The sequence below is a fragment of the Pseudomonas sp. BNK-15 genome (assembly GCF_047456105.1).
GTDB classification, from domain to species: domain Bacteria; phylum Pseudomonadota; class Gammaproteobacteria; order Pseudomonadales; family Pseudomonadaceae; genus Aquipseudomonas; species Aquipseudomonas putida_E.
Genome location: NZ_CP179898.1, coordinates 2,835,095 through 2,848,396, shown reverse-complemented (window position 1 = coordinate 2,848,396; position 13,302 = coordinate 2,835,095). Strand labels below are relative to the sequence as shown.

Annotated in this window: 16 protein-coding genes; 7 read left to right on the top strand and 9 right to left on the bottom strand. The window is 63.1% G+C overall.

What is annotated here, in order from left to right; all coding sequences use genetic code 11:
- Positions 1-154 precede the first annotated feature (154 nt).
- A complete protein-coding gene (locus tag ACMGF5_RS12980) occupies positions 155-445 on the top strand; it encodes a DUF3509 domain-containing protein (protein WP_046784955.1) in 291 nt (96 codons plus the stop codon).
- A 3-nt stretch (positions 446-448) separates the two neighbouring features.
- Here the strand turns inward: ACMGF5_RS12980 and ACMGF5_RS12975 are convergent, their stop codons facing one another.
- On the bottom strand, positions 449-919 hold the full coding sequence (locus tag ACMGF5_RS12975; RefSeq protein WP_115273586.1) for a phosphate-starvation-inducible protein PsiE: 471 nt from the start codon (positions 917-919) through the stop codon (positions 449-451).
- A gap of 228 nt (positions 920-1,147) precedes the next feature.
- Between ACMGF5_RS12975 and ACMGF5_RS12970 the strand changes: the two genes are divergently transcribed.
- Entirely contained in the window at positions 1,148-1,411 is a 264-nt protein-coding gene (locus ACMGF5_RS12970) for a YebG family protein (protein WP_046784740.1), read from the top strand.
- A 27-nt stretch (positions 1,412-1,438) separates the two neighbouring features.
- Here the strand turns inward: ACMGF5_RS12970 and ACMGF5_RS12965 are convergent, their stop codons facing one another.
- The gene (locus ACMGF5_RS12965; protein ID WP_046784739.1) at positions 1,439-2,458 is read right to left on the bottom strand and encodes a Glu/Leu/Phe/Val dehydrogenase family protein; all 1,020 of its coding nucleotides are present in this window, start codon (positions 2,456-2,458) and stop codon (positions 1,439-1,441) included.
- Between the two features lie 125 nt (positions 2,459-2,583).
- Here ACMGF5_RS12965 and ACMGF5_RS12960 point away from each other — a divergent pair, with 125 nt between their 5' ends.
- On the top strand, positions 2,584-3,390 hold the full coding sequence (locus tag ACMGF5_RS12960; protein ID WP_046784738.1) for a SirB1 family protein: 807 nt from the start codon (positions 2,584-2,586) through the stop codon (positions 3,388-3,390).
- Here ACMGF5_RS12960 and maiA read toward each other — a convergent pair.
- The 3 genes from maiA to hmgA are packed head-to-tail and all read right to left on the bottom strand — an operon-like array spanning position 3,384 to position 6,626.
- Complete coding sequence (maiA, locus tag ACMGF5_RS12955; protein WP_174142302.1) at positions 3,384-4,016, bottom strand: maleylacetoacetate isomerase; 633 nt, start codon at positions 4,014-4,016, stop codon at positions 3,384-3,386. The two genes, ACMGF5_RS12960 and maiA, sit on opposite strands and share 7 nt — an antisense overlap.
- A gap of 12 nt (positions 4,017-4,028) precedes the next feature.
- On the bottom strand, positions 4,029-5,321 hold the full coding sequence (gene fahA, locus ACMGF5_RS12950; RefSeq protein WP_046784736.1) for a fumarylacetoacetase: 1,293 nt from the start codon (positions 5,319-5,321) through the stop codon (positions 4,029-4,031).
- A gap of 3 nt (positions 5,322-5,324) precedes the next feature.
- The gene (hmgA, locus tag ACMGF5_RS12945; protein ID WP_414156855.1) at positions 5,325-6,626 is read right to left on the bottom strand and encodes a homogentisate 1,2-dioxygenase; all 1,302 of its coding nucleotides are present in this window, start codon (positions 6,624-6,626) and stop codon (positions 5,325-5,327) included.
- A gap of 113 nt (positions 6,627-6,739) precedes the next feature.
- Between hmgA and ACMGF5_RS12940 the strand changes: the two genes are divergently transcribed.
- Positions 6,740-7,522 (top strand): IclR family transcriptional regulator, encoded by a 783-nt coding sequence (locus ACMGF5_RS12940; protein ID WP_046784734.1) that lies wholly within the window; start codon positions 6,740-6,742, stop codon positions 7,520-7,522.
- Positions 7,523-7,787: 265 nt separating this feature from the next.
- Here ACMGF5_RS12940 and ACMGF5_RS12935 read toward each other — a convergent pair whose 3' ends face one another.
- The 3 genes from ACMGF5_RS12935 to ACMGF5_RS12925 all read right to left on the bottom strand — a co-directional run bounded on the left by ACMGF5_RS12935 (position 7,788) and on the right by ACMGF5_RS12925 (position 10,389).
- The gene (locus tag ACMGF5_RS12935) at positions 7,788-8,708 is read right to left on the bottom strand and encodes an SDR family oxidoreductase (RefSeq protein ID WP_414156854.1); all 921 of its coding nucleotides are present in this window, start codon (positions 8,706-8,708) and stop codon (positions 7,788-7,790) included.
- Positions 8,709-8,821: 113 nt separating this feature from the next.
- Positions 8,822-9,727: an alpha/beta fold hydrolase gene (locus ACMGF5_RS12930; RefSeq protein ID WP_237860160.1), complete on the bottom strand. Its 906-nt coding sequence runs from the start codon at positions 9,725-9,727 to the stop codon at positions 8,822-8,824.
- Between the two features lie 206 nt (positions 9,728-9,933).
- Positions 9,934-10,389: a flavodoxin gene (locus ACMGF5_RS12925; RefSeq protein ID WP_046784732.1), complete on the bottom strand. Its 456-nt coding sequence runs from the start codon at positions 10,387-10,389 to the stop codon at positions 9,934-9,936.
- 102 nt (positions 10,390-10,491) lie between these two features.
- On the opposite strand from ACMGF5_RS12925, the gene ACMGF5_RS12920 reads away from it, so the two are divergent.
- Together ACMGF5_RS12920 and ACMGF5_RS12915 are read left to right on the top strand one after the other, a co-directional pair.
- Positions 10,492-10,932: a PAS domain-containing protein gene (locus tag ACMGF5_RS12920; RefSeq protein WP_119688281.1), complete on the top strand. Its 441-nt coding sequence runs from the start codon at positions 10,492-10,494 to the stop codon at positions 10,930-10,932.
- A 46-nt stretch (positions 10,933-10,978) separates the two neighbouring features.
- Positions 10,979-11,596 carry a hypothetical protein gene (locus ACMGF5_RS12915; protein WP_046784730.1) on the top strand — a complete coding sequence of 206 codons (618 nt, stop codon included), beginning with the start codon at positions 10,979-10,981 and terminating at the stop codon, positions 11,594-11,596.
- Here ACMGF5_RS12915 and ACMGF5_RS12910 read toward each other — a convergent pair.
- The gene (locus tag ACMGF5_RS12910; RefSeq protein ID WP_414156853.1) at positions 11,581-12,513 is read right to left on the bottom strand and encodes a MerR family transcriptional regulator; all 933 of its coding nucleotides are present in this window, start codon (positions 12,511-12,513) and stop codon (positions 11,581-11,583) included. The two genes, ACMGF5_RS12915 and ACMGF5_RS12910, sit on opposite strands and share 16 nt — an antisense overlap.
- A 220-nt stretch (positions 12,514-12,733) precedes the next feature.
- Here ACMGF5_RS12910 and ACMGF5_RS12905 point away from each other — a divergent pair, with 220 nt between their 5' ends.
- Complete coding sequence (locus ACMGF5_RS12905; RefSeq protein ID WP_046784728.1) at positions 12,734-13,294, top strand: antibiotic biosynthesis monooxygenase; 561 nt, start codon at positions 12,734-12,736, stop codon at positions 13,292-13,294.
- Positions 13,295-13,302: the final 8 nt, after the last annotated feature.

Genomic DNA, 13,302 nt, shown 5'->3' with positions numbered 1-13,302 from the left:
AGAGGCCAGCCATCGCGGCTTTGGTCACAGGAGTGTAGTCACACTAGTGGCTAATTGCCTTGCCCTGGGGCGCGAGGGCTACCGATCAAATGCCCTGAACCAACCCGGCATCTACCCGGTCAATTCCTGCAATCACCTATTGCGGGCCCAGACCATGAACAATCCATTCGAACAGATCAGCGCCGCCTTCGCCCCCGAGTACCGCGTAAACCTGAGCATCGAGCGCCTGGACGGCAGCATCATGCTGACACTGTCCGATGATGCCGGGGTGGTCGCCAAGCGCCTGATCACCCAGGCCCAGCGCAACGACCCGGTGCGCCTGCAGCGGGTCATCGACAGCATTCGCCTGGGCTTGGCCATCGAACTGGGGCAGAACCCTTTGCAGGTACTGGCCGCCCTCACCCGCGACCCGCGCCAGCAGCCAGGTCACTCCATCGCCAACTGACGGCTACTTGCCCTCTTCCACTGCCTTGCCATTGGCGTCCAGCACCTTGGTCGAGGGGTAACGGTACGAGGCGTAGCGCACCACCAGGATCGAAAACGCCAGCAGCAGGATGCCCCCGCACAGGTACAGCAGGCCCTCATCCGGCGCCTTGTGGTGCGACACATCACCGATCAGCAGGCGGGTCAGCGCGGTGATCGCCACATACAGCAGGAAGCGGATAGGCATGTGGTTGGTCTTGAAATAGATCCCGACCATCGCCCCAAGCTCCAGGTAGATGAACAGCAGCAGGATGTCATCGACGCTGATGCCGCCCTTGCCGAGCATGTCCAGGAACGTCATCACCGCCGCGTAGGCGGTAATGGCGCCGATGCCGAACAGGGCAAGGTAGTGAAACCCCTCTACACACAGATTGCCCAGCGAGTCGGCCGAGCCATGCAGGCCCTTGCGCAGCTTTTCTGCCCATTTGATGTTCACGATGTGCGATTCCCCGATACGACATGAAGGATGATGCGTCACGCGTGTGACGCTTGTGCCATGCAGTTAAAGGGCCAGGCCCCTGCTTTTGGAAGGCGGCAGATTGCCGCAAGGCACCTGTGGGCTACGCTTTTTTGCGGCAAGGGTTGCACCTGAGGTGCGATTGCCATTACTGTATGCGCATACAGTGATCGATAAACCAACCGCAAAAAGGCACAGAGGTGATGAATGGCCGTCGAAGTGGTGTACCGCAGCAGCCGCGACCCGGAGCGCTTGTTCATGGATAAGGCCGAAGCAGATCGTCACGACAAGATGCTCGAACTGGCCGAGCGCCTGGCCGAGGTGCTGCACAAGGCGGTGCCGTCGCTGACCGAGCAGCAGGTCGAGGAAGCCGGCATTTACATGGCGAAGAACCGCGACGTGTTCGCGCGGGCATTCAAGAGCCAGCCGGACGCGTTGGGTGAGTTGTTGCAAGGTGACGCTGCAGAATGATGTCGACGGCCGGGCCGCCGTGCGGCTTCAGCCGTATAGCAACCGCTCCGCCAGCATTTGCGCCACACGGGCGGGCGAACGCTTCTCGGCCTGAGCGTGAGCGAACACCTCGGTCAGGCGCGTCGGGATCCGTGCCAGGTGCGCGGTGATGGTGCCCAGCTCCTCGCCGCGGTGCTTCATTGCCACGTAGATCAAACCACCGGCATTGATCACGTAGTCCGGAGCATAAAGAATCCCGCGAGCCTCCAGCTGGTCAGCAACCTGCAAGGTGGTCAGCTGGTTGTTCGCCGCCCCTGCCACCGCAGCACAGCGTAATTGCATCACCGTCTGGCCATTGAGCACCGGGCCCACGCCACACGGCGCAAAAATATCGCAGGGCGTACTGATCAAGGCATCGTTGGTCACCGGATGGGCGTTGAACTGCTCCACCGCCAGCCGCACCCGACCGGGGTCCAGGTCACTCACCAGCAACTCGGCACCTGCTGCGTACAATTGCTCGGCCAATGCGTAACCCACATTGCCCAGGCCTTGCACCGCAATGCGCAAGCCTTTGAGGTCGCTGCTGCCCAGGCGGGCCAGGCAGGTTGCACGGATACCGGCGAATACCCCCATGGCCGCATGCGGCGAGGGATCACCCGAGGCCGTTGTGCTGGTCACATGGGGCGTACTCTGGGCGATGCAATCCATGTCCAGCGTGGAGGTGCCGCTGTCCACAGCGATGATGAAACGCCCCTGTAGGGTATCGACGAAGTGCCCCAGCGCCTCGAACAGCGCCGCGCGGTTTTCCACGTGCGGGTTGCGCATGACCACCGCCTTGCCACCCCCCAACGCCAGCCCGGCCAGCGCCGCCTTGTAGCTCATGCCTTGCGCCAGGCGGATGGCATCGGCCATGGCGCTCTCGTCGTCAGCGTAGGGCAGGTAGCGGCAACCTCCCAGCGCCGGGCCTCTAATCTCGTTATGAATGGCCACCACAGCCTTGAGGCCGGTTTTCGGGTCGGTAAAGAGGTGCAGTGACTGAGTGCGGGTGCTTTGCATCAGCGCGAACATCGGCGGGCTCCCCTGGGAGGTGCTCCTAGCAGTATAGGCATCCACATGCACGCCAAGCTGCGACCGGACCACTGGACGAATCACGACGCCAGCGCTATTACTCAAGGGTATGCGGAGATGCCCCCATGAACCCACGCCAAGCCTGCCTGGCCTGCCTGGAACGCGAACCGGTCGCCTTGCTGGAAGCTGCCTTGTGGATTGCCGCCGAGCACGATCGCAAGGTCGAGCCCGCAGCCAGCCTTGCCAGCCTGCACCACCTGCAAGCCGAAATCAGCGCCAGCCTGCCGATGCTGCCGGTGTGCGAGCTGGCTCAGCCACTGCTGCGCCAACTCAATGCGCTGGGCTTCCAGCAGGATGAATTCCACCCACTGCGCCCGCAGGCAGCACTGATGGACAAGGTTTTGCTGCGCCGCCGGGGCCAACCGCTGGCGCTGGCCATCATTACCCTGGAGCTGGCCCGGCGCCTGTCCATAGCGCTGGAGGGTGTGGCATTCCCAGGGCACTTTCTGCTGCGCGTACCCGGTGCCGATCACCTGCTCGACCCTTGCGGTGGCCGGCGCCTGTACCCCAATGATTGCCGCGAGTTGCTGGCCCGCCAGTTTGGCCCGCATGTGCCGCTGACAGCCGAGCACCTGCGCACGGCCAGCCCGGCCCAGATGCTGCAGCGCCTTTCGCGTAATTTGCGCCAGCTGCATATCAGCAATGACAACCACCTGGCCGCGCTGGTCGACGCCGAACGGGTCATGCAACTGGGCCCGGTGCAAGTCAGCGACTACATGACCCGCGCCTCGCTCTACCAACACCTCGACTGCCCGCAGGCCGAACGCTTCGACCTGGAGCATGCCTTGCTGCTCACCGAGGACCCGGTCCAGCGCCTGAAGCTGTCCGAACGCATCGGCCAGCTACCGCTGGCGAACCGTTCGATTCACTGAAGCGGTGTATCCGGCTGGCAGGACGGGTGCGCCTTGGCGAATGCAGCATGCCTGGCGGCTAATGCCGCAACCCGGCGGATACGCGGATAGCTGCCAAGGTCGATGTTGAATCGCTCGGCGGCATACAGTTGCGGGACCAGATAGACGTCTGCCAGCCCCGGCGCCTCACCAAAGCAGTAGCCATCATCGCCGATCAGCTGCTCTACAGCCGCCAGGCCTTGGCCAATCCAGTGGGCAATCCACTGGTTGACCTTGGCCTCGTCATGGCCCAACTGGCGCAATTGGTTGAGCACACTGACGTTGTGCAACGGATGGATATCGCAACCGATGATCGCCGCCACACCGCGCACCCTGGCCCGTGCTGCAGCGCCACGGGGCAACAGCGCAGGCTGTGGATAAACCTCTTCCAGGTACTCGATGATCGCCGGCGACTGCACCAGCAGCTGGGCATCGTCGGTGCGCAGAGCCGGTACCCGGCCCTGCGGATTCACCGCTACATACTCGGTACCGCGCTGCTCGCCCTTGAGCAGATTGACCGGCAGGGCCTGGTAATCCAGGCCCTTGAGCGCCAGGGCAATGCGCACCCGGTAGGAAGAGGTGGAACGGTAGTAGGTGTACAGCTCCATTGCCCTGCTCCCTCAGTTGGCGGCGATGATCTTGCCGCGGCACTCACCAAAGCCGATGCTGGCCACGCCATCACGCTTGCAACGGGCACGCAGGATGATCTCATCGCCATCCTCGAGGAACTTGCGCTGCTCGCCACTGGCCAGCTCCACCGGCTGCTTGCCACCCAAGGTGGTCTCCAGCAGGCTGCCGTAGGCGTCGGGCGAAGCGCCGGACAGCGTGCCCGAACCGAACAGGTCGCCTGGCTGCAACTGGCAGCCGTTGACACTGTGATGGGCAATCAGCTGTGCCACGGTCCAGTACATGTTCAGGGTGTTGCTCAGCGCCAGGCGGTGGGCCGGCAAGCCCTGCTCACGCATGCGCTCGGTGATCAGCAGCACTTCCAGCTCGATGTCGAAGGCGCCGTTGGCCTGGTCACGTGGGTCAAGCAGGTAGGGCAACGGTTGTGGATCACCTTGCGCACGCGCCGGTTGGGCGCAGCGGAAAGGCTCCAGGGCCTCGGCGGTGACCACCCAGGGCGACAGCGTGGTGATGAAGCTCTTGGACAGGAACGGCCCCAGCGGCTGGTATTCCCAGGCCTGGATATCACGCGCCGACCAATCGTTGAGCAGGCACAGGCCAGCCAGGTGCTGGTCGGCTTCAGCGATCGGAATCGCCTGCCCCATCTCGTTACCCCGGGCAATCCAGATACCCAGTTCAAGTTCGTAATCCAGGCGCGCACACGGGCCGAAGCTCGGTTCGGTGTGCCCGGCGGGCAGCGTCTGGCCCTTGGGGCGGCGTACATCGGTGCCTGACGGGCGCAGCGTCGAGGCGCGGCCGTGGTAGCCGATCGGCACGTACTTGTAGTTGGGCAGCAGTGGGTTATCGGGGCGGAACAGCTTGCCGACGTTGGTAGCGTGCTGGATGCCTACGTAGAAATCGGTGTAGTCGCCGACCTTGGCTGGCAGGTGCAACTGGCAATCGCCGGCAGGATGCAGCGCGCCCTTGAGCACAGCCTGATGCTCGCTGTGTTCGCCCAACAGCGCCAGCAACCGCTCGCGCAACGCCACGCGGGCCTCTCGGCCGAGGGCGAAGAAGGCGTTCAGCGCACCACCACGGGTAGCCTCCACGGCGGCCTTGGCCTGGCCCTCGAACAGCCCGGCAGCCAGCACGGCCTCCAGGTCAAGAATCGCATCACCGATGGCAACGCCGCAGCGCAGCGTTTCACCTGGGCGGCTGAAGATGCCCAGCGGCAGGTTCTGCAGCGGGAAGTCGCTGTGCCCGTTGGCGTGCTCGACCCAACTACGGGCAATGGCGGACTGGTTCATGGGTTATCTCCGGTTCGGGTTGAAGGTGCTCGGCAAGGTGGCCCAGCAACTATCGTAGTCGGCCTGCAACTGCGGGCACTCGAGCGCCTGCAGGCTCGGGCGCAGCACTTGGCTGGTCTCGAACATGAAGGCCATGGTGTTGTCGATCTTGTGCGGCGCAAGGTCGGCGGCAATGGCTTTTTCGCAGGTTTCGGCATCGGGCCCGTGGGCGCTCATCACCCCGTGCAGCGAAGCGCCACCGGGCAGGAAACCTTCGGCCTTGGCATCGTAGGCACCGCTGATCAGGCCCATGAACTCGTTCATCAGGTTGCGGTGGAACCACGGGGGACGGAAGGTGTTCTCGGCCACCATCCAGCGCGGCGGGAAGATCACGAAGTCCATGTTGGCCAGACCATGCACGCTGGTCGGTGACGTCAACACGGTGAAGATCGACGGATCGGGGTGATCGAAGCTGACCGTGCCGAGGGTGTTGAAACGACGCAGGTCATACTTGTAGGGCACGTTGCTGCCGTGCCAGGCGACCACATCCAGTGGTGAGTGCTGCAGCTCACAGGCCCAGTGTTCGCCCAGGAACTTCTGCACCAGCTGCACCGGGCCTTCAGCCTCCTCGTAACGCGCTACCGGGGCCAGGAAGTCTCGGGGGTTGGCCAGGCCGTTGCTGCCGATCGGGCCCAGGTCCGGCAGGCGCAACGGCGCGCCGTGGTTCTCGGCAATGTAGCCCCGGGCCTGGCCATCAGGCAGTTCGACGCGAAACTTCATGCCGCGCGGGACCACTGCGATTTCCTGCGGCTCGACCTCCAGCAGCCCCAACTCAGTGGCGATGCGCAGGCGGCCCTGCTGCGGCACTATCAGCAGTTCACCGTCAGCGTTGAAGAACACCCGTTCCATCGAGCGGTTGGCGCAGTAGATATAGACACTCACACCCGCCGGTTTGTCCGCAGCTGAATTGGCCACCATTGGCAGCCAGCCCTCGATGAAGTCAGTTGGTTCAGCGGGGAGCGGTTGAGGGTTCCAACGCAGGCGATTGGGGGTGACGGCGCCCAGCGGCCCGTTCAGTGGCTGACGCGCCAGCCGTTCAAAGCGTGGGTGCAGGGCGGATGGGCGGATGCGATACAGCCAGGTCCGGCGCAGTTCGCTGCGCGCCATGGTGAACGCCGTACCCGACAGTAGCTCGGCATACAGGCCGTAGGGGGTCTTCTGCGGAGAATTTTGCCCGACGGGCAGGGCCCCGGGCAGGGCTTCACTGGCGAACTCATTGCCGAAGCCGCTCAGGTACTGAAGGTCGGGCGACGTGTCGCGGTTCATCGATGCCTCCGGATTTTGTTTTTATCGTAATCAGATTACGAATAACGTAATTTGCTCCGTGCAACCCGTCAAGCTATAAAGGCGCGACTCGACGAATCCGGAAAACCCAACCCATGGCCAAAGCCAGCTCCCCCACCGACAACGGCAAGCAGAAGGTCCGCTCGGCGGAAGTCGGCACCGACATCCTCAAGGCCCTCGCCGAGCTCTCGCCGTCCACCTCCCTGTCGCGGTTGGCCGAGCACGTGCAGATGCCCGCGAGCAAAGTGCACCGTTACCTGCAAGCACTCATTGCCAGTGGTTTTGCCGAGCAGGATGCGGCCACCAACCACTACGGGCTGGGCCGAGAAGCATTGCGCGTGGGGCTGGCAGCGCTGGGCAGCATCGATGTGCTGAAGCTGGCGGCGCTGCCCTTGTCGCAGCTTCGCGACGAGCTCAACGAAAGCTGCTTCATCGCCGTGTGGGGCAATCAGGGAGCAACGGTGGTCAGCATCGAGCCTGCTGTACGGGCAGTCACGGTGGTGACCCAGATCGGCTCGGTGTTGCCGCTGCTCAGTTCCTCTACCGGGCTGGTGTTTGCCGCGTACTTGCCTGAGCGCGAAACCCTGGAGCTGCGCGACAAGGAACTGGCCGTGCTGCAGCAGAGCGCGAGCGATTACGACCGGCTGCTGGCAGGCATTCGTGAACGGGGGCTGCACCATGTGCACGGCTTGCTGATGCCAGGCGTGGATGCGCTCTCGGCCCCCGTGTTCAATGCCATGGGGCAGATCGCTGCGGTGATGACGGTGGTGGGGCCGACCTCGATCTTTCACGCCGATGAACATGGGCCGGCGGCGCAGCGCCTGCTGGCAGCAGCGCGCGATACCAGCTGGCGCATGGGTCACTCGCCGAAGGCCTGAGAAGGGCCGTGGCACTGTTGCCTGAAACGTAAAGGTGAATGTCGCAAGCGGCTATTTTTCCTGCCGGATCAAGCGCTTATTCTTGAATCACTGGCCGGCATGAAGGGCACTCCCCCCGCCTTTCAGGCCTGCGAGGTTCACCGACGTTGATTTTGAAGCTCCTTGATCTGACGTCTCGATTGGCCGCTGCGCTTGCAGCGGCCTTTTTTTTGAGGTGTGCTCTGGCGGCCAGAAGACCGAGCGGCGACCGCGATGGTGCTCGTTTTCAAGGACGCTGCAGCAGATACTGCTGCAGGTTCGTCATCATCTGCTGCAACGCCTGCAAGCTGTCCTGCGGGTGCACCGCATCAGCGAAATCACCAATCTGCGCCCAGCTGTCAGCCACCTGCTCAGGGCTAAAACCTTCCCTCGGGTCGAAGCCGACACCCAGGCTACGCTCCCAGCGCACCTTGCCAATCCAGCCCCCGCCCACCTCGAACAGCTCACCGCTGCTCTGGCACTGCTCGCTGCCCAAGTAAACCACCAGGGGGCTGACCAGTTCAGGCTTGAGGCGTTCGAACACCTGTGCCGGGATCAGCCCTTCGGTCATGCGCGTGCCACCGGTGGGCGCGATGGCATTGACTAGTACGCCGTGTTTGCGCCCTTCGATGGCCAGGGTACGGGTCAAGCCATACAACCCAAGCTTGGCCATGCCGTAATTGGCCTGGCCGAAGTTGCCATAAATACCGGAGGTCGAAGCGGTGAAGATCACCCGCCCCCAGTTCTGCTCGCGTAAATGGGGCCAGGCAGCGCGGGTAACCTTGTAGGCGCCCTCGACATGGACCCGGTAAACCTGATCCCAATCACTGTCGTCCATCTTGTGGAAGGTCTTGTCGCGCAGGATGCCAGCATTGTTGACCAGTACATCGACCCGACCAAAGCTGTCCAGCGCCTGTTCGACGATGCGTGCGCCGTCACTGACGGAGTCGTGGTTGGCCACAGCCGTACCACCTGCGGCGCGGATCTGCTCGACAACCCGATCGGCCGCCGAAGCGCTGGCGCCTTCCCCATGGGTGGACCCCCCAAGATCGTTGACCACCACCTTGGCGCCACGCGCGGCGAACAACAGTGCATGGGCGCGGCCCAGGCCACCACCGGCCCCCGTGACGATCACCACACGGTCTTGCAGACGTACCGGCTCGCTCATGCTCTTGGCTCCAGACAGGTTCAAGGCCTCGAGTGTCCACCAGCCTCTGCCAGCGGACAATCAAGCTCACTCAGCCTGAATGCCAGGCGATAACGCGCAGCGATTTCAGTTGCTCAGGACCAGGCCACTTTTTGCGGGAAGTAGCTCAGCGGCTGTTCGCGAAAGGCCAGATAATGGCGCAAAACCTGCGCAGGGGCTTCGGTGTGCGGGTAATGGCCAATGCCTTGCAATTGCACGATGTCCGGGTTGGGCACCAGTTGCCGGTAACGCTCGACCATCTGCGCTCCGCTAAGCGGATCGACCACGCCGTTGATAAAACGCAGCGGCACGCCCTCACGCTGCAGCGCACCCACCCAGCGCTCCCGATGCAGCCTGCGCTCGGTCACGAAACCGACCAGCTTGTGCAGGATGCGAGTGCCGCCGTTGGCAGCGATCAGGCTCCAGAAGTCATCCAGCGCGCTTTCACTGGGGTGAGTGCACGGCCCATAGACCTGGCTGACGTTGCGCACCAGGTCGTCGCGCCCGAACGAACGCGCCACCAGCCAACCCAGGCGGCTGAGCAACAGCTTCTGTATCAACAGTACCCGGCAGCTTTCAGGGAACAGGCCGCTGTTGAGGAACACGCAACTGGCGATGTCGGCACGCTGTTCATGGTGTCGCGCCAGCAACTCTTGAGCCACACTGCCGCCGTAATCGTGTGCCAGCAGGTGCACAGGCTGGTCGACCTCGAGGTGGGCGAGCAAGGCCTGCTGCAGGTCGGCTTGCTCGATCAGGCTGTAGCCATGGTTGAGCGGCTTGGCCGAATCGCCAAAGCCGAGCATGTCGCAGGCGATGAGGCGAAAGCGCTGGGCCAGCGGCGTCCAGAGGTAATGCCAATCCCAACTTGCCGTCGGGAATCCATGCAACAGCAGCAGGGGCTCTCCTTGCCCTGCGGTCCAGTAGCGGATGCTCTGGCCCCGGAATGAAAAACTCTGACTCCGGGTACGCCAGACGCACAATGGTATCTCGGCCAAAGGCATCAGATTCGTCCCGGTATGCAAAGGTTGTGGTTATAGGGCAAGGCTGCGGTCATTGCATTTCACCTCGGCACATACATGTGCTCTCTATGTCGAGGCTGAGTCTAGTCAGCCGCCCACTCGGTGAAACTTGCGTTGACAGCCAGCTTGATGACCGAGCGAGTCAGTGGCACGAACGGTCACTGCGCACACGGGTCGCCACTACAACCTCAGGCCGTCAGGGCCTGGGCAAATGCTGCCAACCACGGTTCGGCGTCAGTCTCCGGGGTTACTGTCTCGCTGGCATCGAGCTTGAGCATCGGCTGCAGTTCACGCACACCCAATTCGGCAAACAGTTCACGCAACTGCTCGCCACCGCCGCAGTAAGTATCGCCATAACTGGAGTCGCCCAACGCAATGACCGCCCCCGGCAAGCCACGCCAGGCGGCGGGCAGGGTGTCACGGATGCTGCTGTACAGCGCCATGAGGTTGTCCGGCAGTTCACCCATGCCGGTGGTGGAGGTCACTGCCAGCAACGCTTCTGGCGCAAAACCTTCGAGATCCTGTTGGGTGGCGCGGGCAGCGTGCCAGGCATCATGGCCTGCAGCCTTGAGCAGCGACTCGGCATGACGGGCAACTTCTTCGGCAGTACCGTACACGGAGCCGGAAATAATGGCGATTTTCATCGAGAGATGGATTCCGAAACTGAGTGAAAACGTAGGATACTAGCATCCGGCGGTGGCAAAAGGCCGCCCATCCCTATGCCCCCTTTGTCTACTGGCCAGGACATGATCAACGCACAACTGCTGCAATCGATGGTCGATGCGTCCAACGACGGCATCGTGGTCGCCGAACAGGAAGGCGATGACACCATTCTGATCTACGTCAACCCGGCGTTCGAGCGCCTGACCGGCTACAGCCGCGACGAGATCCTTTACCAGGATTGCCGTTTCCTGCAGGGCGATGACCGGGACCAGCTTGCCCGAGCGCGCATTCGCAAGGCGCTGGCCGAAGGCCGTCCCTGCCGCGAAGTACTGCGCAACTACCGCAAGGACGGCAGCGCCTTCTGGAACGAGTTGTCGATCACGCCGGTGAAATGCGATACCGATCATCGCACGTATTTCATCGGCATCCAGAAGGATGTCAGCCGCCAGGTCGAGCTGGAACGTGAACTGGCCGAGATGAACGTTCGTCGGAATTTCGACAAGCGCCAGGAACCAAGCGCTTAAGGCAGAGTCAATCCCGTTGAAGAAGCCGTCAACTCCGAGTTCGATCATGCACGCCAATGCGCTTTTGACCCAGGACGAGCTGGATTTCATCCAGGACATGCAGCATTCCCCGCAATTGAACCAGACCGACCCGATGTCGAGCCTGCTAGTCAATGGCGACCGTCGTATTCAGTCGTTGCTGGCTCGGCTGGTGGCCAACGAGCAAGTCACCCTGCAGGCACAGTTCAACAACCAGCAGATCAACTTCCCCCTGCACCTGGTGGAAGACGAGTTCCACGCCGTGCACCTGCAGATCGGCTCGCCGGAAATCTACGAAGACGGCCCGATGCTGCGCCCTTGGCGCCTGTCGATGGACCAACCCACCGCGCTGCTGGATGCGCACGGGAAGGTTAGCGGGCTCTTCGTGCGCGAGATTTCGTTCAAAGGGGCGCTGCTGGAAATTCGCGGCCTGCCCGAAGCGCCTTCGCGCTTCGACCTGCGCTTCGCGCCAGGGGGCATCCCGGCCATCACACTGCACGGCAGGCTACGCCGGCGTATTGGCTCGGATCTCGCTGCCTACGACCTCAGCCGCAGCCCGGCGCAAGAAACCGAGCGCTTGCGTGAATACATTCTGCAGGCTCACCTTCAGGCCCACCCGGAGCTGCACGCTCAGCTGTCGAGCTGACCGGCCAGGTATTGCCGCAGGCGCCGCCGCATCAGGCTTACCTCTGCACCCAGGCACGCCACCGGGCTGCCGGCCAGGCTTTCCTGGGCCATTTCGGCAGCCTCCCCCGCCAGTAGCAATGGGCACTCAAGCCCGGCAGCCAGACGGCTCAAGCGCTTGCTCAGCTCAGCGGTCGGCGCGTGGTTGGAGAACAGCACCAAAGCATCGGGCCGGAGCTTTCCAGAGACGACCGCCAATTCATCCAGCGGCTGCCCAGGCGTCAACACCGTCACCCCGACATCATCGCTGCACAACAACAGGCCGGTGACCAGCAGCTCCAGTTCCAGGCACTGCCCTGGCAACGGTGCCAGTAGCACGCAGCGGCTGCGCTGCCGACGCGTGAGCTGCAGGCGCGAGAACACCCGGGCACGCAAGAACTGATCGAGGAACAGCCACTCGCTGGCCTGGCCGAACGCACCCTGCCCCGCCGCCAGGTCGTGCCAGACAGGCATGAACACATCAGCGAAAACCTGGTCCTGACTGATGCAGGCAAACACCTGGTCGAACAAGCGGTCAAGGCTCGCGGCATCAAAGCGTTGCACGGCCTCGCGCAATTGCGCCTGCCAGCGGATGGCGGAATCGGCTGCAAACGCGTCATGCACGTTCGCCTGATCACGCGCCAGGATACTGCCGACCTTGCTGACCGCCACACCGCGTTCGAGCCACCCGAGGATGCGCCGGATTTCGTCGACGTCTGCCAGCGAATAGAGCCTATGGCCACTGTCGGTGCGTGTTGGCTGGATCAGCCCATAGCGCCGCTCCCAGGCACGCAAGGTCACGGCATTGACCCCGGTGAGCCGGGAAACTTCACGAATCGGGTACAGCTCCGACTGCTGCAGGCCTGCTTCGACTTGCGCGATAAGTCCCTGTTTGTCCATCTGCACTAAGTGACCTGTGCGCAAAAAATTGGAGGTACAGTCTACTACGACCGGGAACGTCTCACGTTAGCCTCCCTTTTGCAGCGGAGCAGTTGCCAACGAAGTCCAATAAGCGATAATCCGCGCCCGATTCTTGCATGCAAGCCTGCGTCGCCCACCACCCCGGGCCACGCAGCCAAGGGGCCGGCTACCCGCCAGCCCCGTCGCCAGGAGATACACGATGTCTACCCCACCCGTCACCCTGATGGTGTCGCGCCGCGCCGCCCATGGCCGCTACCAGGACCTGCTGGCCTGGCTGCACGAAGGCGAGCAGCTGGCTACCGACTTCCCCGGCTACCTCGGTTCAGGCATCCTCGCACCGCCCCGCGACAGCGATGAATTCCAGATCATTTTCCGCTTCAGCGATGAACCCACCCTGCACGCCTGGGAGCATTCCGCGTCGCGCCGGGCCTGGCTGCAACGCGGCAACGGCCTGTTCGAGCGCCCCAAAGAAAGGCGCGTCAGTGGCATTGATGACTGGTTCGGCACCAACACAGTGCAAAAACCACCGCGCTGGAAACAGGCAATCGCGATCTGGCTGGCATTTTTCCCCGTCTCGCTGCTGTTCAACGTGCTGTTCGGCCACTGGCTGACCGAATTTGAACTGGTGCCGCGCGTGATGCTCAGCACCCTGGCCCTGACGCCGCTGATGGTCTACCTGTTCATTCCCCTCTCCACCCGCCTGCTGGCCGGTTGGCTTCATGCCTCGCCGCCCTCAGGCGCCGCACTGCGCAGCCGCTGAGGGCAGGC

What these genes read in the sequence shown, in the direction of transcription:
- ACMGF5_RS12980 (WP_046784955.1), top strand. Translation starts at nt 155, where the DNA reads ATGAACAATCCATTCGAACAGATCAGCGCCGCCTTCGCCCCCGAGTAC.
- ACMGF5_RS12970 (WP_046784740.1), top strand. Translation starts at nt 1,148, where the DNA reads ATGGCCGTCGAAGTGGTGTACCGCAGCAGCCGCGACCCGGAGCGCTTG.
- ACMGF5_RS12965 (WP_046784739.1), bottom strand. Translation starts at nt 2,458, where the DNA reads ATGTTCGCGCTGATGCAAAGCACCCGCACTCAGTCACTGCACCTCTTT.
- ACMGF5_RS12960 (WP_046784738.1), top strand. Translation starts at nt 2,584, where the DNA reads ATGAACCCACGCCAAGCCTGCCTGGCCTGCCTGGAACGCGAACCGGTC.
- maiA (WP_174142302.1), bottom strand. Translation starts at nt 4,016, where the DNA reads ATGGAGCTGTACACCTACTACCGTTCCACCTCTTCCTACCGGGTGCGC.
- fahA (WP_046784736.1), bottom strand. Translation starts at nt 5,321, where the DNA reads ATGAACCAGTCCGCCATTGCCCGTAGTTGGGTCGAGCACGCCAACGGG.
- hmgA (WP_414156855.1), bottom strand. Translation starts at nt 6,626, where the DNA reads ATGAACCGCGACACGTCGCCCGACCTTCAGTACCTGAGCGGCTTCGGC.
- ACMGF5_RS12940 (WP_046784734.1), top strand. Translation starts at nt 6,740, where the DNA reads ATGGCCAAAGCCAGCTCCCCCACCGACAACGGCAAGCAGAAGGTCCGC.
- ACMGF5_RS12935 (WP_414156854.1), bottom strand. Translation starts at nt 8,708, where the DNA reads ATGAGCGAGCCGGTACGTCTGCAAGACCGTGTGGTGATCGTCACGGGG.
- ACMGF5_RS12930 (WP_237860160.1), bottom strand. Translation starts at nt 9,727, where the DNA reads ATGCCTTTGGCCGAGATACCATTGTGCGTCTGGCGTACCCGGAGTCAG.
- ACMGF5_RS12925 (WP_046784732.1), bottom strand. Translation starts at nt 10,389, where the DNA reads ATGAAAATCGCCATTATTTCCGGCTCCGTGTACGGTACTGCCGAAGAA.
- ACMGF5_RS12920 (WP_119688281.1), top strand. Translation starts at nt 10,492, where the DNA reads ATGATCAACGCACAACTGCTGCAATCGATGGTCGATGCGTCCAACGAC.
- ACMGF5_RS12915 (WP_046784730.1), top strand. Translation starts at nt 10,979, where the DNA reads ATGCACGCCAATGCGCTTTTGACCCAGGACGAGCTGGATTTCATCCAG.
- ACMGF5_RS12910 (WP_414156853.1), bottom strand. Translation starts at nt 12,513, where the DNA reads ATGGACAAACAGGGACTTATCGCGCAAGTCGAAGCAGGCCTGCAGCAG.
- ACMGF5_RS12905 (WP_046784728.1), top strand. Translation starts at nt 12,734, where the DNA reads ATGTCTACCCCACCCGTCACCCTGATGGTGTCGCGCCGCGCCGCCCAT.